20 protein-coding genes are annotated in these 17,856 nt (G+C 67.1%); 9 read left to right on the forward strand and 11 right to left on the reverse strand.

Annotation, left to right across the window (positions count from 1 at the left end):
* Positions 1-125: 125 nt before the first annotated feature.
* From TSH20_RS14430 to TSH20_RS14450, 5 genes are all read right to left on the reverse strand, one after another.
* Positions 126-2,078: an acetoacetate--CoA ligase gene (locus TSH20_RS14430; RefSeq protein WP_109075389.1), complete on the reverse strand. Its 1,953-nt coding sequence runs from the start codon at positions 2,076-2,078 to the stop codon at positions 126-128.
* Between the two features lie 244 nt (positions 2,079-2,322).
* A complete protein-coding gene (gene plsY, locus TSH20_RS14435; protein WP_109075390.1) occupies positions 2,323-2,922 on the reverse strand; it encodes a glycerol-3-phosphate 1-O-acyltransferase PlsY in 600 nt (199 codons plus the stop codon).
* A 4-nt stretch (positions 2,923-2,926) separates the two neighbouring features.
* Positions 2,927-4,222, reverse strand: a complete 1,296-nt coding sequence (pyrC, locus tag TSH20_RS14440) for a dihydroorotase (protein WP_109075391.1) — start codon at positions 4,220-4,222, stop codon at positions 2,927-2,929.
* Positions 4,222-5,196, reverse strand: a complete 975-nt coding sequence (locus TSH20_RS14445) for an aspartate carbamoyltransferase catalytic subunit (protein ID WP_085089487.1) — start codon at positions 5,194-5,196, stop codon at positions 4,222-4,224. Before TSH20_RS14445 ends, pyrC begins: the two co-directional genes overlap by 1 nt.
* A gap of 57 nt (positions 5,197-5,253) precedes the next feature.
* The gene (locus TSH20_RS14450; RefSeq protein WP_109075392.1) at positions 5,254-6,141 is read right to left on the reverse strand and encodes a transcriptional regulator GcvA; all 888 of its coding nucleotides are present in this window, start codon (positions 6,139-6,141) and stop codon (positions 5,254-5,256) included.
* Between the two features lie 196 nt (positions 6,142-6,337).
* Here TSH20_RS14450 and TSH20_RS14455 point away from each other — a divergent pair, with 196 nt between their 5' ends.
* The 8 genes from TSH20_RS14455 to TSH20_RS14490 all read left to right on the forward strand — a co-directional run bounded on the left by TSH20_RS14455 (position 6,338) and on the right by TSH20_RS14490 (position 12,370).
* Entirely contained in the window at positions 6,338-6,553 is a 216-nt protein-coding gene (locus tag TSH20_RS14455; protein ID WP_247871365.1) for a DUF1127 domain-containing protein, read from the forward strand.
* 3 nt (positions 6,554-6,556) lie between these two features.
* Positions 6,557-7,006, forward strand: coding sequence for a GFA family protein (locus TSH20_RS14460; protein ID WP_109075394.1), 450 nt, complete (start codon positions 6,557-6,559; stop codon positions 7,004-7,006).
* Positions 7,003-7,425 (forward strand): GFA family protein, encoded by a 423-nt coding sequence (locus tag TSH20_RS14465; RefSeq protein WP_109075395.1) that lies wholly within the window; start codon positions 7,003-7,005, stop codon positions 7,423-7,425. Before TSH20_RS14460 ends, TSH20_RS14465 begins: the two co-directional genes overlap by 4 nt.
* 344 nt (positions 7,426-7,769) lie before the next feature.
* Positions 7,770-8,111: a metalloregulator ArsR/SmtB family transcription factor gene (locus TSH20_RS14470; RefSeq protein WP_109075445.1), complete on the forward strand. Its 342-nt coding sequence runs from the start codon at positions 7,770-7,772 to the stop codon at positions 8,109-8,111.
* Positions 8,108-9,037: an SRPBCC family protein gene (locus tag TSH20_RS14475; RefSeq protein WP_199231992.1), complete on the forward strand. Its 930-nt coding sequence runs from the start codon at positions 8,108-8,110 to the stop codon at positions 9,035-9,037. The genes TSH20_RS14470 and TSH20_RS14475 overlap by 4 nt, the downstream gene beginning before the upstream one ends.
* A 203-nt stretch (positions 9,038-9,240) precedes the next feature.
* Complete coding sequence (locus TSH20_RS14480) at positions 9,241-9,588, forward strand: cupredoxin domain-containing protein (protein WP_109075396.1); 348 nt, start codon at positions 9,241-9,243, stop codon at positions 9,586-9,588.
* Between the two features lie 37 nt (positions 9,589-9,625).
* The gene (locus TSH20_RS14485) at positions 9,626-10,471 is read left to right on the forward strand and encodes an FTR1 family protein (protein WP_109075397.1); all 846 of its coding nucleotides are present in this window, start codon (positions 9,626-9,628) and stop codon (positions 10,469-10,471) included.
* A 102-nt stretch (positions 10,472-10,573) separates the two neighbouring features.
* Positions 10,574-12,370 carry a monovalent cation:proton antiporter-2 (CPA2) family protein gene (locus tag TSH20_RS14490; RefSeq protein WP_109075398.1) on the forward strand — a complete coding sequence of 599 codons (1,797 nt, stop codon included), beginning with the start codon at positions 10,574-10,576 and terminating at the stop codon, positions 12,368-12,370.
* On the opposite strand, the gene TSH20_RS14495 is transcribed toward TSH20_RS14490, so the two are convergent.
* The 3 genes from TSH20_RS14495 to TSH20_RS14505 form a co-directional block, all read right to left on the reverse strand.
* On the reverse strand, positions 12,367-13,164 hold the full coding sequence (locus TSH20_RS14495; protein WP_109075399.1) for an ABC transporter ATP-binding protein: 798 nt from the start codon (positions 13,162-13,164) through the stop codon (positions 12,367-12,369). The two genes, TSH20_RS14490 and TSH20_RS14495, sit on opposite strands and share 4 nt — an antisense overlap.
* Entirely contained in the window at positions 13,161-14,069 is a 909-nt protein-coding gene (locus TSH20_RS14500; protein ID WP_109075400.1) for an ABC transporter permease, read from the reverse strand. The genes TSH20_RS14495 and TSH20_RS14500 overlap by 4 nt, the downstream gene beginning before the upstream one ends.
* Positions 14,070-14,244: 175 nt before the next feature.
* Complete coding sequence (locus tag TSH20_RS14505) at positions 14,245-15,225, reverse strand: ABC transporter substrate-binding protein (RefSeq protein ID WP_109075401.1); 981 nt, start codon at positions 15,223-15,225, stop codon at positions 14,245-14,247.
* 350 nt (positions 15,226-15,575) lie between these two features.
* Here TSH20_RS14505 and TSH20_RS14510 point away from each other — a divergent pair, with 350 nt between their 5' ends.
* Entirely contained in the window at positions 15,576-15,956 is a 381-nt protein-coding gene (locus tag TSH20_RS14510) for a DUF983 domain-containing protein (RefSeq protein WP_109075402.1), read from the forward strand.
* 122 nt (positions 15,957-16,078) lie between these two features.
* Here TSH20_RS14510 and TSH20_RS34960 read toward each other — a convergent pair whose 3' ends face one another.
* From TSH20_RS34960 to TSH20_RS14520, 3 genes are all read right to left on the reverse strand, one after another.
* Complete coding sequence (locus TSH20_RS34960) at positions 16,079-16,246, reverse strand: hypothetical protein (RefSeq protein WP_158281999.1); 168 nt, start codon at positions 16,244-16,246, stop codon at positions 16,079-16,081.
* 229 nt (positions 16,247-16,475) lie between these two features.
* Positions 16,476-16,895, reverse strand: a complete 420-nt coding sequence (locus tag TSH20_RS14515; RefSeq protein ID WP_109075403.1) for a hypothetical protein — start codon at positions 16,893-16,895, stop codon at positions 16,476-16,478.
* A 39-nt stretch (positions 16,896-16,934) separates the two neighbouring features.
* Positions 16,935-17,750, reverse strand: a complete 816-nt coding sequence (locus TSH20_RS14520) for a hypothetical protein (protein ID WP_109075404.1) — start codon at positions 17,748-17,750, stop codon at positions 16,935-16,937.
* Between the last annotated feature and the right edge of the window lie 106 nt (positions 17,751-17,856).

Consider the following 17,856-nt stretch of genomic DNA (forward strand, 5'->3'; position numbering starts at 1 on the left):
GGGACAAGGCCCGCCACATCTCCTTCATCGGCAGCTGTTCCGGCCGCTTGCCGGTGACCGCGACGACGCCACGGTCGAAATCGGCAAGCACGCCGTCGAGGTCGAGGAACAGCGGCGACGCCACCTCACGCCCCGCTCAGTTCCGTCCGTTCGCGGAATTCGTCCAGCGCCTGCGGGTTGGACAGCGCCTCCGTATTCTTGATCGGACGGCCGTGGACGGCGTCGCGCACCGCCAGCTCGGTGATCTTGCCGGAGCGGGTGCGCGGGATGTCGGTGACTTGGACGATCTTCGCCGGAACATGGCGGGGGGAACAGTTGTCCTTGATCCGCTTACGGATGGTGCCGGCGAGAGCCTCGTCCAGCTTCAGCCCCTCGCGCAGGACGACGAACAGCACGACGCGCACGTCGCCGTCCCATTCCTGGCCGATGCAGACCGCCTCCATGATTTCCGGAAGCTGTTCGACCTGGCGGTAGATCTCCGCCGTGCCGATGCGCACGCCGCCGGGGTTAAGCACCGCGTCCGACCGGCCATAGATCACCCAGCCGCCATGCTCGGTCTGTTCGATGAAATCGCCATGGACCCAGACATTGGGGAAGCGGTCGAAATAGGCGGAGCGGTATTTCGACCCGTCCGGATCGGCCCAGAAGCCGATCGGCATGATGGGGAAGGGGCGGGTGCAGACCAGTTCGCCCTTCTCGCCGCGCACGGCGTGGCCGTTGTCGTCGAACGCCTCCACCGCCATGCCGAGGCCGCGCGTCTGGATCTCGCCCTTCCACACAGGGGAGATCGGGTTGCCCAGCACGAAGCAGGACATGATATCGGTGCCGCCGCTGATGGAAGCGAGATGGACATCCTGCTTGATCGAGCGGTAGACGAACTCGAAATTCTCCGGCATCAGCGGCGAGCCGGTGGAGGCCAGGGCGCGGACGCTGGCCAGAGAATGGGTCTTCATCGGCTCCAGCCCCGACTTCTCCAGCGACTGGATGAATTTGGCCGAGGTGCCGAACAGCGTGATCCGCTCCGCATCGGCATAGTCGAACAGGATGTTGCCGGTGGGCGCGAAGGGCGAGCCGTCATAGAGAACCAGCGTCGTGCCGCTGGCCAGCCCGGTCACCAGCCAGTTCCACATCATCCAGCCGCAGGTGGTGAAGTAGAACAGCCGGTCACCGCGCTTCAGGTCGCAATGCAGCCGGTGCTCCTTCACATGCTGAAGGATGGTGCCACCGGTGCCATGGACGATGCATTTCGGCTTTCCGGTGGTGCCGGACGAATAGAGGATGAACAGCGGATGGTCGAAGGCGACGCGCTCGAAGGTCGGCTCGGCCACCGGATGGGGTGCCATGAAGTCGTGGAAGCCGACGGCGCCGGGGATCGTCGACAGGTCGGGCGCCTTGTCGACGTAGGGAATGATGACGGTGGCGACGACGGTCGGCAGATCCTTCAGCACCTCCGCCACCTTGGCACGCACGTCGTGGCTCTTGCCGTTATACCAATAGGCGTCGGGGGCGAAGACCACCTTCGGCTCGATCTGGCCGAAGCGGTCGGTGATGCCCTGGATGCCGAAATCGGGGGAGCAGGAGGACCAGACCGCGCCGAGGCTGGTGGTGGCGATCATCGCCGCCAGCGTTTCCGGCATGTTCGGCATGATGGCGGCGACGCGGTCGCCCTTGCCGACGCCCTTGGCCTTCAGCGCCTGCTGCAGGCGGGAGACGGTGGCCTTCAGTTCCGCCCCGCTCCAGCGGTACTTCACCTTGTCCTCGCCCCAGAAGACGACCGCATTGTCGTCCGGTGCGCCGGCCAGCAGATTCTCGGCATAGCTGAGGCGGGCTTCCGGGAACCAGCGGGCACCCGGCATCTTGTCGCCGTCCAGCAGATCGACGCTGCCAAGGTCGCCGGTCAGCCCGGCCCATTCCCACAGGAAGCGCCAGAACCGCTCCTTCTCCGCGATCGACCAGTTGTAGAGCGCGTCGTAATCGTCCAGCCGCAGTCCGAATCGCGCATTCGCCGCCTCGCGGAAAGCGGTCAGGTTGGCCTGCGCGATGCGCTCCTCACTCGGGCTCCACAGCGGAGTGTCCATTCTCGGTTCCCTCAGCGTCTCGTTGTCCGCCGGCGCCAGCCGCCGGCTCACCTGCCGGGTTGCTTGTTCGTGCCCCGGATTGCCGTGCAGCATAGCGCATGGCCGCACCGGTTGTCTGCGTCCGGGTGGGCGAAATCGGATAGTGAGGACGAGGGAACTCTAACAAAATCAGAGGACTGCAAACGAAAAGGGCGGGGAGTTGCCTCCCCGCCGCCCGTTCGGTCCGCCTCTTCGATCTGCCCGCTCAGGCAGCCTTCTTCTTGCCTGCGCCGATCTTCGGCTCCTCGCCTTTCAGCAGGCGCCGGATGTTTGCCTCGTGGCGGATGAAGACCAGCGCCGCGATGAACAGGCAGAGGCCGCCGACCAGCGGCCCACCAAAATACCAGCCGGTCAGCGGGCTGATGCCCAGCGCCGTCAGCGCCGACAGCGACGAGATGCGGAACAGCGCCGCCATCACCAGCCAGGTCAGACAGGCCAGCAGCCCAACCGGCCAAGACACAGCAAGCAGAACGCCGATCGCCGTGGCGACGCCCTTGCCGCCCTTGAAGCCCAGCCACACCGGGAAGCTGTGGCCCAGCATGGCGCCGCCGGCGGCCAGCACCGCCGCTTCCGGTCCGGCCAGCCACTGCGCCAGCAACGCGGCGATGGCACCCTTGCCGCTGTCGAGCAGCAGGGTGGCGAGCGCCAACGGCTTGTTGCCGGTGCGCAGCACGTTGGTGGCGCCGATGTTGCCGGAGCCGATCTGGCGGATGTCGCCCAGACCGGCCATCCGGGTCAACACCAGCCCGAAGGGAATCGAGCCCAGCAGGTAGCCCAGCAGGGCGGCGAACAGGAGGATCGGCACCGGATCAGTCCTCCGCCTGCCAGACGGTGCGGCCGTCGACGATGGTGCGCAGCGGCCGGCCCTGGACCGGGCGATTCTCGAAGGGCGAGTTCTTCGACTTCGACTTGAAGCGGGTGACGTCGATCTGCCACGGCACGTCAGGATCGAAGACGACCAGATCGGCCGGCCCGCCCTTGACGATGCGGCCCACGGCCAAGTCGAGGATCGCCGCCGGGTTGGCGGTGACGCAGGCGAGAGCCTTCAGAAGCGGCATCTTGCCCTTGTGCACCAGTTCCAGCGTCAGCGGGAACAGCGTCTCCAGCCCGATCACGCCGGGGGCGGCCTGGGCGAAGGGCAGGCGCTTCTGGTCCTGGTCCTGCGGCACATGGTCTGAGGCGATGGCGTCGATGGTGCCGTCGGCCAAGCCCTCGACGATGGCGCGCCGGTCCATTTCGCCGCGCAGCGGCGGGGAGACCTTGGCATAGGTGCGGTAGTCGCCGACGTCGGTCTCGGTCAGGGCGAAATAATGCGGAGCGGTGTCGCAGGTCACCTTCTGCCCGCGCGCCTTGGCGCGGCGGATCAGGTCGACCGATTCACCGGTACTGATGTGGGCGAAATGCAGGCGCCCGCCGGTCAATTCGGCCAGCCGCAGGTCGCGCTCGATCATGATGATCTCGGCTTCGCGCGGGATGCCGACGAGGCCGAGGCGGGTCGCGATCTCGCCCGAATTCATCATGCCGCCGGATGCCAGCGACGGCTCTTCCGGATGCTGGACGATCAGCTTGCCGAAGGTCTTGGCGTAGCTGAGCGCCCGGCGCATGGTCTTGGCGCTGGCGATGGCCTTTGTGCCGTCGGTGAAGGCGACCGCACCGGCCTGACCCAGCAGGCCCATCTCGGTGATCTCGTTGCCTTCGGTGCCGCGGGTGGCGGAGCCGTAGGCGAAGACCTTGACCAGCTTCACCTCGCGGGCGCGGCGCGCGATGAACTCCAGCCCGGCGACCTCGTCCAGCACCGGGTCGGTGTTGGGCAGCAGCGCCATGGCAGTGATGCCGCCGGCCGCGGCGGCGCGGGACGCGCTCTTGATCGTGTCCTTCTCTTCCTCGCCCGGTTCGCCGATCAGCACCCGCATGTCGACGAGACCGGGGGCGAGGCACTGGCCGGCGAGGTCGATGACCTCCGCACCCTCGGGCGTGGAGTCGTTGAACAGGCCGGGACCGAAATCGGCGATGGTCTCGCCGTCGATCAGCAGGTCGCCGCGCTGGTCCAGGCCCGTCGCCGGGTCGAGCAGGCGGGCGTTGCGGTAGACGATACGGCTGCTCATCAGACGGCTCCCGCAAGGTCGGACTGGCGGCGTTCACGGGTCAGCAGGTCGAGCACGGCCATGCGCACGGCCACGCCCAGCTCCACCTGATCGAGGATCATCGAGCGCTTGAGGTCGTCGGCGACTTCCGAGTCGATCTCGACGCCGCGGTTCATCGGCCCCGGATGCATGATGACCGCGTCGGGCTTCGCCACCTCCAGCTTCTCGTAATCGAGGCCGTAGAAATAGAAGTATTCGCGGGTCGAGGGGACATACTGGCCGCTCATCCGCTCGGTCTGCAGGCGCAGCATCATCACAACGTCGGCGTCGCGCAGGCCGGTCTTCATCGAATGATGGACCTCGACGCCCAGCCGTTCGATCTGCGACGGCAGCAGGGTCGGCGGCGCCACGCAGCGCACCCGGGCGCCCATGGCGTTCAGCAGATGGATGTTGGAGCGCGCGACGCGGCTGTGCAGGATGTCGCCGCAGATCGCCACGATCAGACCATCCAGCCGGCCGAGGCGGCGGCGGATCGCCAGCGCGTCGAGCAGGGCCTGGGTCGGGTGTTCGTGATGGCCGTCGCCGGCATTGATGACGGAGCAGTTGACCTTGTCGGCCAGCAGCTTCACCGCGCCCGAATCGGCGTGGCGCACCACCAGCGCGTCCAGGTGCATGGCGTTCAGCGTCATCGCCGTGTCGATCAGGGTCTCGCCCTTCTTCACCGAACTGCTGTCGGTCGACATGTTGATGACGTCGGCCCCCAGCCGCTTTCCGGCCAGCTCGAAGCTGGTGCGGGTGCGGGTGGAGTTCTCGAAGAACAGGTTCACCTGCGTGCGGCCGTCCAACAGGTTGGACTTCTTCACGGGGCGGCGGTTCTGCTCGACATAGCCATCGGCAAGGTCGAGGATCTGGGTGATCTCGCCGGCCCGCAGCCCCTCGATTCCGAGGAGATGGCGGTGCGGGAAGACCGTGTCGGGGGACGGGTTCGCGCTCATGGGCGCGGACTATAGGAGCGGTCCGTTACGCCCGCAAGCCGCTCAATACGGCGCTTTTCAGACCGCTTCCGCCTCTTCGAACAACCAGTCGTGGAAGGCCTTCACCTTGGGCCGGGAAAAGTAATGCTGCGGCGCCACGACATAGTAGGCGAGGCTCCCCGGCAGCCGCACTTCGAACAGGCGGACCAGCCGGCCGGCCGCGATGTCGTCGGCCACCAGCACGCCGCGGGCCAGCGCGATGCCGTGGCCGTTGATCGCAGCCTGCAGGGTGAAGGACGAGTCGTCGAATCGCAGGCCGCGGTCGGTATCCACCCCCTCGATCCCCGCCGCCCGGCACCACACCGCCCAGGAGATGTTGTAGTCGTCGTGCAGCAGCGTGTGGTGCCGCAGATCCTCCGGATTGACCAGCGGCCGGTCGCCGGCCAGCAGCGATGGGTGACCGACCGGGAAGATGTCCTCGGTCAGCAGCCGTTCGACCCGCAAATCCGGCCACAGGCCATTGCCGAAGCGGATCGCCAGATCGACGTCGTGGCGGGCGAAGTCCACCACCTGTGAGGTGCTGTGGACCCGCACATCCATTTCCGGATGGCGCTTCTGGAAACGCACCAGCCTCGGCACCAGCCATTTCGACGCGAAGCTGGGCATGGTGGAAATGGTCAGCGTGCCGCTGCTGTCGGCGCGGATCAGGCGGTCGGTCGCCTGGGACAGCGTGTCCATCGCCTCGCGTACCGGCGGCAGGTAGTTCTGCCCGGCCTCGGTCAGCGCCAGCGCCCGGTTCATTCGGCGAAACAGCGGTAATCCGAGCCACTCCTCCAGCGCCTTGATCTGGTGGCTGACGGCGGCCTGCGTCACATGCAGCTCGTCAGCGGCTTTTGTGAAGGAAAGATGGCGTGCGGCGGCTTCGAAGGCGCGCAGCGCGTTCAGCGGGGGCAGGCGGCGGGACATGGCGGGGGAGGGACCAGCGGCTGGATTCGGATTAGCTTAGCTAATCGATTCTATGAGAAAGCGTCGTTTGTCGGCAAGCGGTCTCTGTACCATCCTCAGTTTCACAAGCGATCTGACCAACGGAGCGGCGAGGCCGAGGCCCCGCTCCCCATTCACCGGAAGGAACCGGATCATGGCAAAGGGAACGCATTCACCGATGTCCGGCGCAGAACTGTTCGTCCGCAAGCCGGCCCCGGCCGGCGTGGGGCTGGGCGAGCGCGTGGTGGCGCTGTTCGACCGCCTTGCGACCTGGAACGAGCGCCGCCGGCAGCGCCGCGCGCTGGAGGCTCTGCCCGACCATCTGCTGTCGGATATCGGCATTTCCCGCGCCGATGCGGACTATGAGGCTGAAAAGCCGTTCTGGCGGGGCTGAGCGATGGGCGACGTGAAGGCAAGCGGGGAGGGGGAGCGGGTCTGGACCGGCGGCTGTCTTTGCGGCGGCGTGCGCTATGCCAACGACACCCGGCCGGAACCGATCTCCTTCTGCCATTGTTCCCAGTGCAGGCGCCAGCACAGCCATGTCGGCGCCTACGCCGGCCTGCCCCGTGCGGCGTTGCGTCTGCTCACCGACTCGACTCTGACGTGGTACGCCTCCTCCGAGCGCGCCCGGCGCGGCTTCTGCGCGCGTTGCGGTGCCGGGCTGTTCTGGGAGGCGTTGGAACAGGCCGGTGCGGAGCGCCGCATCACGGTGACCGCCGGCAGCCTGGACGATCCGTCCGGGCTGCGGGTGGATCGCCATATCTTCGTCGACCACAAAGGCGCCTATTACGACATCGGCGACGATGGTGTCGAACGCCGGATCAGCACGGGAGAGGTGGTGGAATGAGCGAAGGCGTGACGGGGCGGGAGCGGGCGCTGGCCGGCGGTTGCCTGTGCGGCGGCGTGCGCTTTCTGCTGGCGGAACGGCCGGATGGGGTCGTGACCTGCCATTGCGGCCAGTGCCTCCGCTTCCACGGCCACATCGGCGCCTATGTCACGGTTCCGCGCGATACCGTCACCTTCGACGCCGATGAAACGCTGTCCTGGTACCGCTCCTCCGACATTGCGGAGCGGGGATTTTGCGGGCGCTGTGGCTCGTCCCTGTTCTGGAAGGGCGACGGCAAGACCGAGATCGAGATCGCCGCGGGCAGTTTGGACCAGCCCACCGGGCTGACGACGCTCCGCCATGGCTATGTGGCCGACAAGGCCGACTACTATGAGATCACCGACGGGCTGGAGCAGTTTCCCGGCTCGTCGGAAGCTTGAGCGCCTGACAAAACAGGGTTTGAGCTATTGGGAGGCGGATGGCTGCACATCACGTCTCCGACGCCCTTTGGGTAGTGGTTGAACTGTTGCTCGCTCCAGAGCCTCCGAAGCCGAGTGCCGCCATCGGGCGGGGCGAGACCAACAGCGCATTCCAGATTCCGTAAATCCGCCGGTCCTTGAACACAGTGACCACGTCACGGCGCGTGGGCACGGCGGGACGAAAGCCCCTGATCCGCGCCGCAACGGAAGCCACCGCTCCAGGGAGCGCTGCTTGGTTGTGAAAAACTTAGCCAATCGGCGAAGTGTTTGCTTGCAAGCGCGATGTCGCGCTGATACTTAGCGACATGGCTAAGCATGAACCCGATCTCTCGCTGCTCTTCCACGCGCTTGCTGATCCGACCCGACGGTCAATCCTGACCCGGCTCGCCAGAGAACCCGCGCGTGTAACGGACTTGGCCGGTCCCACTGGACTGCGTCTGCCCACCGTGATGCGGCACCTTTCCGTGCTCGAGGAAGCTGGGTTGATCTCAACCTCTAAGGAAGGGCGAACACGGATCTGCGCCATGGTGCCGGAGGCCATGGAGCCGGTGCGGACATGGCTGGATGAACACCGGGCGATTTGGGAGGCCCGTCTCAGCCGACTGGATGCATTTGTGATGAACGTCATGAAGGAGCGCAAAGAATGACATCGGACCCCGTTTCGACCGGCATGGCGCCGGATGACAGGCCGGATGACAGGAAGGATCGCTTTGCGACGCTGACCTTTGAGCGGGAGGTGGCCGCGCCGTTATCGGTGCTGTGGCATGCGTGGACGGCCCCGGCCGCCCGGATGGTTTGGGCCGCCCCCACGCCCTTGATCATCGTGGAGTTTCTGGAGGCCGACACCAGGGTGGGAGGACGTGAGGTCTCTCTCTGCAAGGTGGAGGGGCAGCCCGATATCCGTTGCGAGGTTGGCTGGCTGGACCTGCAGCCTGCGCAGCGCAGCGTGAATTACGAGGTGGTTTCGTCCGGGCAGGTGACACAATCAGCCGCGCTGGTGTCGGCAGATTTCTCAGGGACGGACAAATGCAGTCGGCTGGTCGTTACGGTGCAGCTTTCCTCGATGGCCAAGAACATGGAGGCCGGATACCGGCAGGGCTTTGGTGCGGGACTGGACAACCTCTCGGGCGTGGCCGAGCGGACCATGGTGCTTGAGCGAGTGATACAGGCACCCCGGTCCCTGGTCTGGGGGGCGTGGATGAACCCTGAGACGCTCCCGCAATGGTGGGGCCCGGACGGGTTCTCGTGTCGGACGACGCGGATTGATCTGCGCGCGGGCGGCGAATGGGTCTTCGACATGATTGCGCCGGATGGAACGGTGTTTCCGAACCACCATCGTTATGGGGAGGTCCGGCCCGAGGAAAGAATCGGCTACACGCTTCTTTGGGGCGAGAACGGGCCGAAACATGCCGACGCCTGGGCCATGTTTGAGGACCTAGACGGCGCAACGAAGGTGACGTTGGGCATGGTGTTCACCACAGCTTCCGAGTTCCAGGAGGCGAAGGGGTTCGGCGCCGAGAAACTGGGGCAGCAAACGCTGGGCAAATTGGAGCGCTTCGTCGCATCCCGTTGAAACGCCGAGGCTTCGCGTCGTCTCGACCTGGGCATGTCGAGACGGGCGAACCTGGGTAGGTGGCACGCTACGCCGCCGGGGTGCGCGATTCCGTCGCAGGTGCGTTGCGGAGCCTGCGGGTGCCTTTTCATTTGACCCCGGGGGACTTGAGTGAGAATGATTTTCAGAAGCAATGGCCCACCAGCCCCTGAGGTTTTCCGCGAATGCGTCGTGTCTCTCTGCTTTCCGCCGCCTTCGGCATCGCCCTGTCCGGAGCCGCCCTGATCCACGCCGTCCCGGCGCAGGCTGCCGATACGGTGACCATCGTCATCAAGGATCACAAGTTCGAACCGGCGGAGGTGAAGGTTCCGGCCAACAAGCGGGTGACCCTGCTGGTCGACAATCAGGACGCCACGTCGGAAGAGTTCGAAAGCGGCGAGATGAAGGTCGAGAAGATCGTCGGCGGCCGCAAGCAGATCAAGGTCATGGTCGGTCCGCTGAAGCCGGGGCGCTATCCCTTCTTCGGCGAATTCCACGAAGCGACGGCGCAGGGCGTCGTGATCGCCGAGTGACGTTGTCCCAGCAGACCGCCCAGTACCGGAGACGACCATGCTCGCCAGTCTGATCATCGTCTTTCGCGAGGTCCTCGAAGCGGGCCTCATCGTCGGCATCGTGCTGGCCGCGACCCAGGGAGTGCCCGGCCGCGGCCGGTCGATTTCGCTGGGCATCGTCGGCGGCATGGTCGGGTCCTGCATCGTCGCCGCCTTCGCCGACGGCATCAGTTCGCTGTTCGCCGATACCGGACAGGAGATGTTCAACGCCACCGTACTGCTGATCGCCGTCGTCATGCTGGCTTGGCACAATGCCTGGATGGCGCAGCATGGCCGCGAACTGGCGCGCGACATGAAGGCGGTCGGCCGGGCGGTGCAGAGCGGGGAGAAGTCGCTGGCGGCGCTGGCCATCGTCATCGGCGTCGCCGTGCTGCGCGAAGGGTCGGAGGTCGTGCTGTTCCTGACCGGCATCCTTGCGTCGGAAGAGGGCGGCATCGCCACGGTGGCCACCGGCGGGCTGGGCGGCATGGCGCTGGGCGCGCTGGTCTCCGTCCTGCTCTATGCCGGGCTGCTGCAGATCCCGACGCGGCACCTGTTCGCCACCACCACTTGGCTGCTGACGCTGCTGGCCGCCGGCATGGCCGCCACGGCGGTCAATTTCCTGGCACAGGGCGGCATCCTGATGGCGGGCGGCACCGTGCTGTGGGACACCTCGGACGTCCTGCGCGACAACAGCCTCGTCGGGCAGGCGCTGCATGTGCTGGTCGGCTACACCGATCGTCCGACGGAGGCGCAGTTGATCGCCTATGTCGGCGTGGTCGTCGGCATCCTCCTGCTGACCCGCTGGGCGGCCAATGGGGCGCCGCCGTCGAACAACTCGCACGTGGCTTCCGCGGCCGAATAATCAATAGCATCTAGGTATATGGCCGGGCTGACGGTTAAGTGTCTGGCATCGGCCGTTGAAATCGCGCCATAGTGCCCCTGCGACAGTCGAGCGGCGGGGGACATGGCGGAGCTTGTGACGTTGGTTGTGCTGCTGGCGGCGATGGTGGTCGCCGTGCCGGTGGCAAAAAGGTTCGGGTTCGGTGCGCCGCTCGGCTATCTCGCCGCCGGGCTGGCGGTTGGTCCGGCCGGGCTCGGGCTGGTCACCAATGTGGGGGCGATCGCCCACGCCTCGGAACTCGGCGTCGTCATGCTGCTGTTCCTGATCGGGCTGGAGCTGAGGCCCGCCCGCCTGTGGGTCATGCGGAAATCGGTGCTGGGGCTTGGCGGTGCGCAGGTCGCGGTGACCGGCGCCGCGATCACCGCGCTGTGCGGCTGGGGGCTGGGGCTCGCCTGGCCGACGGCGGTGGTTCTGGGCTTCGGCTTCGCCCTGTCCTCCACTGCCATGGCGCTGCCGATGATGGCGGAGCGCGGGCTGCTCGCCAACCAATCCGGGCGCAATGCCTTTTCCGTCCTGCTGTTCCAGGATCTCGCCATCATTCCCGCGGTGGCGCTGTTGCCGCTGTTGGGCAACGGCAGTGTTCCCCAGGCCGACGGTGCGTGGCTGTCCGTCGCCAAGGCGGTGGTCGCGGTGGTCGTGGTGCTGATTGGCGGACGCTATCTGCTGCGGCCGATCTTCCACGCGGTCGACCGCGCCGGCGCGCCGGAGATCTTCACCGCCACAGCCCTGCTGATCGTCATCGGCACCGCCGTCCTGATCCAGGAGGCCGGTCTGTCGATGTCGCTGGGTGCCTTCATGGCCGGTGTCCTGCTGTCGGATTCGGAATACCGGCACGAGGTGCAGGCGGACATCGAACCCTTCGAGGGCTTGCTGCTCGGGCTGTTCTTCGTGTCGGTCGGCATGGGCGCCGACGTGCCGACGCTGATGGCGCATCCCGTCCGCTTCCTAGGACTTGCCGTGGCGCTGCTGCTGGTGAAGGGACTGGCGATGCTGGTGCTGGCCCGCATCGCCGGGGTTCCCTGGGCCGGGGCGACGCGGATGGCGACGGTGCTGAGCCAGGGCGGCGAATTCGGCTTCGTGCTGTTCGGGCTGGCGGTCGGCGGCGGCGTGATGGCCGGGGAACAGGCGTCGGCGGCGATGCTGGTGGTCACCCTGTCGATGCTGGCGACGCCCTTCCTGTTCGCGGCGGAGGAGCGCTGGTTTGCGCCGCGCCTGATGTCGGCGAAGCCCAAGCGTCCCTTCGATACCCCGCCCGACGACAACCCGCCGGTCATCATCTGCGGCTTCGGCCGGGTGGGGCAGGTGGTCGGCCGCGTGCTGCGGGTGCGCGGCATTCCCTTCACAGCGCTGGAGAGCAGCGCGGCCCAGGTCGATTTCGTCCGCAGGTTCGGCAGCAAGGCCTACTACGGTGACCCGACCCGCGTGGAGCTTCTGCGCGCCGCAGGGGCGGAGAAGGCCAAGGTGCTGGTGGTGGCGCTGGACGACATGGAGCAGTCGCTGCGCGTGGTGGAGATGGCGACGCGCCATTTCCCCAATCTGACCATCTTCGCCCGCGCCCGCAACCGCCGCCATGTCCATCATCTGATGGACCGAGGCGTCACCCACATCGTGCGCGAGACCTTCGATTCCAGCCTGCGCATGACCGGCGATGTGCTGCGGCAGATGGGCTTGGCGGAAGGCGAAGTGACGCGGACGCTCGACACCTTCCGTGCCCATGACGAACGGACCCTGATCCGCCAGCATGCCGTCCATAATGACGAGATCAAGCTGATCCAGACCTCCCGCGATGCCGCCGCCGAGCTTCAGTCGCTGTTCGAGGCGGACCGGGAAGGCGAGGCCAGGACGAAAGCGGAGGCTTAGCCGATCAGCAGGCTGTCGTCGCTGATCTCCACCCCGCCGCGCTGCTTGGCGAACAAGGCCAACAGGTGCGGCACATCCAGCCCGGCGCGCTCCTCGCCCGCCACGTCGAGCACGACGCGGCCCTCGTGCAGCATCAGCGTGCGGTCGCCATAGTCCAGCGCCTGCCGCATCGAATGGGTGACCATCAGCGTGGTCAGGCGGTTGTCGCGGACGATGCGCCGGGTAAGATCCAGCACGAAATCGGCGGTGGCGGGGTCGAGCGCCGCGGTGTGCTCGTCCAGCAGCAAGATCTTGGAGCCGGCCAGCGTCGCCATCAGCAGGCTGACCGCCTGACGCTGCCCGCCGGACAGCAGGCCCATGCGGTCGTGCAGCCGGTTCTCCAGCCCCAGCCCCAGCGCCGCGATGCGGTCGCGGAAGTTCCTGCGGCGGTCGCTGCCCAAAGCGAGCGCGAGGCCCCGGCGGCGTCCGCGGGCGGCGGCCAGCGCCATGTTCTCCTCGATGGTCAGGGCGGCGCAGCTGCCGGCCATCGGGTCCTGGAAGACGCGGGCGACCAGCCCGGCGCGACGCGGCGTGTCCCAGCGGGTGACGTCGGTGCCGTCGATGGAGATGCGCCCTTGCTCCGCCAGCACGTCGCCGGCCAGCGAGCCGAGGAAGGTCGACTTGCCGGCGCCGTTGGAGCCGATGACGGTGACGAACTCGCCTTCGGGGATGGTCAGGTCGACGCCGCGCAGCGCGTGCTTTTCCAGCGGCGTGCCGCGGCCAAAGGTGACGTGGATGTCCTCGACGACGATCATTTGGCGGCACTCGGGCTGCGGGAGACGCTACGCGAGGCCTTGGCCTTCAGGCGCGGCAGGATCAGGGCGACGGCGACCAGCACCGCGGTCACCAGATTGAGGTCGGAGGCCTGCAGGCCGATGGAGTCCGCCGACAGCGCCAGCTGCACCGCGAGGCGGTAGAGGATCGAGCCGGCGACGCAGCCGACCAGGGCGAGCGCCAGGGCGCGGGCGGGCAGCACCGTCTCGCCGACGATCACGGCGGCGAGGCCAACCACGATGGTGCCGATGCCGGTGGTGACGTCGGCGAAGCCGTTGGTCTGGGCGAACAGGGCGCCGGCCAGACCGGTCAGGGCGTTGGACAGGGCGATGCCGGCATAGACATGGGCGTCGGTGTCGACGCCCTGCGCCCGCGCCATCCGCGCGTTGACGCCGGTCGCCCGCATCGCCAGTCCGAATTCGCTGGACAGGAAGCGGGCGAGCAGCAGCACGACGACCGCGACGATGACGCCAACCACCAGCGGGCGGACGATGTGGTCTGGGATCCCAAGGCCGTAGAAGGGCGTCAGCACCGTATCCTGCATCAGCAGAGCCACGTTCGGCCGCCCCATGACCCGCAGATTGACGGAGAAAAGGGCGATCATCGTCAGGATGCTGGCGAGCAGATGCAGGATCTTGAAGCGCACGTTCAGCGTCGCCGTGACCAACCCGGCCGCAGCGCCAGCGAGGGCGGCGGCGAGGCTGGCGAGCCAGGGATTGACTCCGGCGATCAAGAGCACCGCGCAGACGGCCGCCCCCAGCGGAAAGCTTCCGTCCACCGTCAGGTCGGGGAAGTCCAGGATGCGGAAGGACAGATAGACGCCGATGGCGACCAGCGCATAGACGAGGCCGATCTCGATGGCGCCGAAGAGGGCGATTTCAGTCATTGCGGTGCTTTTGAAGAAGGCTTGGTTTGGGGAGCGTTTTGCCCCCTCCCTATCCCTCCCCCGCTTGCGCGGGAGAGGGGACAGGAGCTTTGTCGGCGTTCGGCGGAAGTTCCCTCTCCCACCGCAGGTGGGGGAGGGCTAGGGAGGGGGCAGAGCACTACCCCCAGACATTCCCTTACTGCCCGACCACCTTCGTCGCGCGCTTCACCACCGCGTCGGGCAGGGTGACGCCCATGGCGGCGGCGGATTTCGGATTGACGAACAGGTCGGTGCCCTTGGCGAGCGACACCGGGATGTCGCCGGGCTTCTCGCCCTTCAGGACGCGGGCAACGATGGCGCCGGTCTGCTTGCCGACCTGGAGATAGTCGAAGCCGATCGAGGCAACGGTGCCGCGGGCGACGCTGTCGGTGTCGGCGGAGAAGATCGGCAGCTTGGCCTGCTGGCCGACGGCGATCACGCTTTCCAGTGCCGAGACGACGGTGTTGTCGAGCGGGATGTAGACGGCATCGGCCTTGCCGACGAGGCTGCGCACCGCCTGCTGGGCGTCCGACGATTTCGGCACGGAGGCCTCGACCACGGTCAAGCCGGCCTTGGCGGCCTCGTCCTTCAGCGCCTTGACCAGCACGATGGAGTTCGGCTCACCCGGGTTGTAGAGCACGCCGATGCGCTTGGCCTGGGGCAGGATCTCGCGGATCAGGGCGACATGCTCGCCGACCGGGGCCATGTCGGACAGGCCGGTGATGTTGGCGCCGGGCTTGTCCATCGACTTCACCAGCTGGGCCGACACCGGATCGGTCACCGCGGTGAACACCACCGGGATGTCGCGGGTCGCGGCCGCCACCGCCTGGGCCGACGGGGTCGAGATCGGGACGATCACGTCGGGGCGGGAGCCGGCGAACTGGCGGGCGATCTGGGCGGCAGTGGCCGGGTTGCCCTGCGCGCTTTGATACTCGACCTTCAGGTTCTGGCCCTGGACAAAGCCGGCGTCCTTCAGCGCCTCCACCACGCCGTCGCGCGTCGCGTCGAGTGCCGGGTGCTGGACGATGGCGGTGATGGCGACGGTTTTGGTCTGCGCCATCGCCGAGACCGGCATGGCGATCGGGCCGACGAAGGCGGCGAGGGCAGCGGCAGCGCACAACAGGCGGGTGAAGGGCATGGCTGGGTCTCCGGAACGCAAAGGTCTTCCCCTAGACCGCGCGGTCGCCGCCGTCAACTCGGCAGCAGGGTTGGGGAGGCTGGAGTTGAACATTTGAAACGCTATGAAACAGAATCCGGAAGATGTTCCACTGTTTCATCCGGCATCCGATCCATCATGTCCCCCATATCGCCTCTGCGGCTGCAAACAGGCTGCCCTCTTCATAGCACGGGACAGGAGACGGGATAAGGACGGCCCGAAAATCCGGCGGATCGCCGTAAGCCGGCCTCCGCATGCCCGACCTGTTCGCAATCGGGGGTGTGGTTTGGCTGGCAAGAGCCTATATTGTGGGCAACACGGAAGGAGTGGCCATGATCGCAGGAACCGAAGCGGCTCCGTCGAAGTTTCTCGCCTCTTTCCGCGGCTTGATCGGCTGCTGTCCCAATTGCGGGCGCGGCCGGCTGCTGCGGAACTTCCTGAAGCCGGTGGACCAATGCTCGGCCTGTGGGGAGGCTTATGGCCATCTGCGCGCCGACGACGCGCCGCCCTGGATGACCATCCTGATCGTCGGCCACATCGTCATCCCCGCCCTGCTGTTCGTCGAACAGAATTATGAGCCGCCGACCTGGTTGCATCTGGCGATCTGGCCGGCGCTGACCCTGCTGCTGACGCTGATTCTGCTGCCGCGCTGCAAGGGTCTGGTGCTGGGGCTTCTGTGGTGCACCGGCGCACCGGGGTCGGAACGCGGATAGGCGGTTGGAGACATCCTGAATGCGAAAACGGCACCGCGCAGCAATGCACGGTGCCGTTTCTCTATCCGGGCCGTTTCTCTATCCGGCTGGAGCCTCGCCGGTCGTCGGGGGCCCGTCTGCCGTCAGCGCACGCTCGGCAGCGCGGTGCCGTGGCCGGCGCGGGCGCCGAACAGGCCGGCGCGCAGCTTGCCGAACAGGTCGCGCAGATGATCGGCGCGCATCTGGCGGGCGGCCAGGATGATCTCGTCGTAGGAACGGGGATCGCGGACTTCGTTGAAATTGCTGTTCATGGCTTTGGGAATCTCCACGTGAGGTGAGAGACGTCCACTCCCTTGGGTTCGTATGAGGCGTTGGTTCGCCTTGTGAAACCCAAGATAGGGCAGAGCCGCTGTCCCATGAAGCGCAGTCCGCGCAATGCCGCCCGACAGTTTCCGTATCAGCTTCCTCAATCAACGGAGATGCGAACTATTGTCGACGGCCATGGTCCGTGGTCTGTCCGACAATAGTTCGCCATACCGATTACTTGCGGTCCCGCGCGCCGTCGACTGCGACGTTGCGGTCTGAGACGATACGGTCGGTCGATCCCCGCTCGGTTCCCCTGGTGGTCCGGCCCTGAGGGTGGTCGGGCTGGCGCGGCGGCAGCGGGCCGGTGCCGAGGCCGCCGGCCTCCTCGCTGCCGGGGATGCCGAAATCCTCGTCGGGCTGGTCGATCGGCCCACCGGCGCCGGGGCCGATGATGCGCTGGAAGCCCTCGATCCGTTCGTCCACGTCGGGATGGTCGACCGTCCGGGGGATATCCAGCGGGATCTCGCGCTCATCGATGCCGCCGCTGTCGCTGGGGCCGGTGGCGTTGCCGATGTTGCGGTCGTCCCTGGGGCGGTCATCCGCCTTGCGGTGGTCGGCGTCGCGGCGGTCGATGTTGCGATCGTTGGCGGCCATGGGCGCTCTCCCGTCTGCTGTGTCGAGGTCTCGGTTCCCTCAACAGGGCGGGAGGACACTCGTCACCGTCCGCACATCGAACCAGCCGCCGACGCTGTGGCGCAGATCCTGCCGCCGGTCCTGCTCCGGCGCCGGGGCGATGTCCCACAGCCAGGACATGTCGGGGGCGGGGAGGGCGAGACCCCAGGTCGAATCCTCCACCTCGGTCACGGAGCCGCCATGCATCCAGGAGGCGTCGATGTCGGTGAACAGGGCCGCGCGTTCGGCGATGGCGGACAGCCAGCACAGATGGCCGTGGACCATGCGCAGGGCGAAGGCCATCCGCTCCGCCTCCGTGGTCGCCGGGGCGCGGCGTTCCACCGCCTCCAGCGGCAGCAGCGGCAGTTGGGACAGCAGGTTGCAGGACACGGCGAAACGGAAGCGGCCGCCTTCGGGAACCGGCGGTTCGAAATCGGTGGGCAGCGGGCCGCCGCTGTCCAGCGCGGCGGCAAGCGGTGCCAGCGCGCCGCTGACGTCCATCTCGACGAGGCGGACATTGGGCAGGGCCGCCGCGCGGCGGCGGACGGCGCGGCTGTGCAGGATGTCCGCCAGAACCACCTCGTCGAAACGGGCGGTGAGCGTCTCCAGCGGGATCTCGATCAGCAGCCCCGATCCGGCGACCAGCGCCCGCCCACCCGGTTCCACCCGCTGCACCGCCTGATTGATGAAGCGGTGGCAGGCGGCGACATGCGGCGCCCAGGCCCGCTTCTGGCGCCGATAGCGGGCTCCCAAGGCCACCATTTCCGACAGGTAGCCGAAACGGCGCGCCAACGGCGGGCAGGGCGTGGTCAGATATTCGAAGGCTTCGCGCAACATCGCCGGCTTACCCCCTCCGCCAACTTCGCCGCCAACGTCGCCATTGGCCCGTCGATCGGCCGCTTTTCCGGCCGTCTCACCCCTTGACCCGCGACGGTGGCAAGGT

The organism is Azospirillum sp. TSH20 (genome assembly GCF_003115935.1).
Classification (GTDB): domain Bacteria; phylum Pseudomonadota; class Alphaproteobacteria; order Azospirillales; family Azospirillaceae; genus Azospirillum.

Bases quoted from the DNA above. Each gene is read 5' to 3' on its own strand.
- TSH20_RS14430 (WP_109075389.1), bottom strand. From the start codon at position 2,078: ATGGACACTCCGCTGTGGAGCCCGAGTGAGGAGCGCATCGCGCAGGCC.
- pyrC (WP_109075391.1), bottom strand. From the start codon at position 4,222: ATGAGCAGCCGTATCGTCTACCGCAACGCCCGCCTGCTCGACCCGGCG.
- TSH20_RS14445 (WP_085089487.1), bottom strand. From the start codon at position 5,196: ATGAGCGCGAACCCGTCCCCCGACACGGTCTTCCCGCACCGCCATCTC.
- TSH20_RS14450 (WP_109075392.1), bottom strand. From the start codon at position 6,141: ATGTCCCGCCGCCTGCCCCCGCTGAACGCGCTGCGCGCCTTCGAAGCC.
- TSH20_RS14455 (WP_247871365.1), top strand. From the start codon at position 6,338: ATGTCCGGCGCAGAACTGTTCGTCCGCAAGCCGGCCCCGGCCGGCGTG.
- TSH20_RS14460 (WP_109075394.1), top strand. From the start codon at position 6,557: ATGGGCGACGTGAAGGCAAGCGGGGAGGGGGAGCGGGTCTGGACCGGC.
- TSH20_RS14465 (WP_109075395.1), top strand. From the start codon at position 7,003: ATGAGCGAAGGCGTGACGGGGCGGGAGCGGGCGCTGGCCGGCGGTTGC.
- TSH20_RS14470 (WP_109075445.1), top strand. From the start codon at position 7,770: ATGGCTAAGCATGAACCCGATCTCTCGCTGCTCTTCCACGCGCTTGCT.
- TSH20_RS14475 (WP_199231992.1), top strand. From the start codon at position 8,108: ATGACATCGGACCCCGTTTCGACCGGCATGGCGCCGGATGACAGGCCG.
- TSH20_RS14480 (WP_109075396.1), top strand. From the start codon at position 9,241: ATGCGTCGTGTCTCTCTGCTTTCCGCCGCCTTCGGCATCGCCCTGTCC.
- TSH20_RS14485 (WP_109075397.1), top strand. From the start codon at position 9,626: ATGCTCGCCAGTCTGATCATCGTCTTTCGCGAGGTCCTCGAAGCGGGC.
- TSH20_RS14490 (WP_109075398.1), top strand. From the start codon at position 10,574: ATGGCGGAGCTTGTGACGTTGGTTGTGCTGCTGGCGGCGATGGTGGTC.
- TSH20_RS14495 (WP_109075399.1), bottom strand. From the start codon at position 13,164: ATGATCGTCGTCGAGGACATCCACGTCACCTTTGGCCGCGGCACGCCG.
- TSH20_RS14500 (WP_109075400.1), bottom strand. From the start codon at position 14,069: ATGACTGAAATCGCCCTCTTCGGCGCCATCGAGATCGGCCTCGTCTAT.
- TSH20_RS14505 (WP_109075401.1), bottom strand. From the start codon at position 15,225: ATGCCCTTCACCCGCCTGTTGTGCGCTGCCGCTGCCCTCGCCGCCTTC.
- TSH20_RS14510 (WP_109075402.1), top strand. From the start codon at position 15,576: ATGATCGCAGGAACCGAAGCGGCTCCGTCGAAGTTTCTCGCCTCTTTC.
- TSH20_RS34960 (WP_158281999.1), bottom strand. From the start codon at position 16,246: ATGAACAGCAATTTCAACGAAGTCCGCGATCCCCGTTCCTACGACGAG.
- TSH20_RS14515 (WP_109075403.1), bottom strand. From the start codon at position 16,895: ATGGCCGCCAACGATCGCAACATCGACCGCCGCGACGCCGACCACCGC.
- TSH20_RS14520 (WP_109075404.1), bottom strand. From the start codon at position 17,750: ATGTTGCGCGAAGCCTTCGAATATCTGACCACGCCCTGCCCGCCGTTG.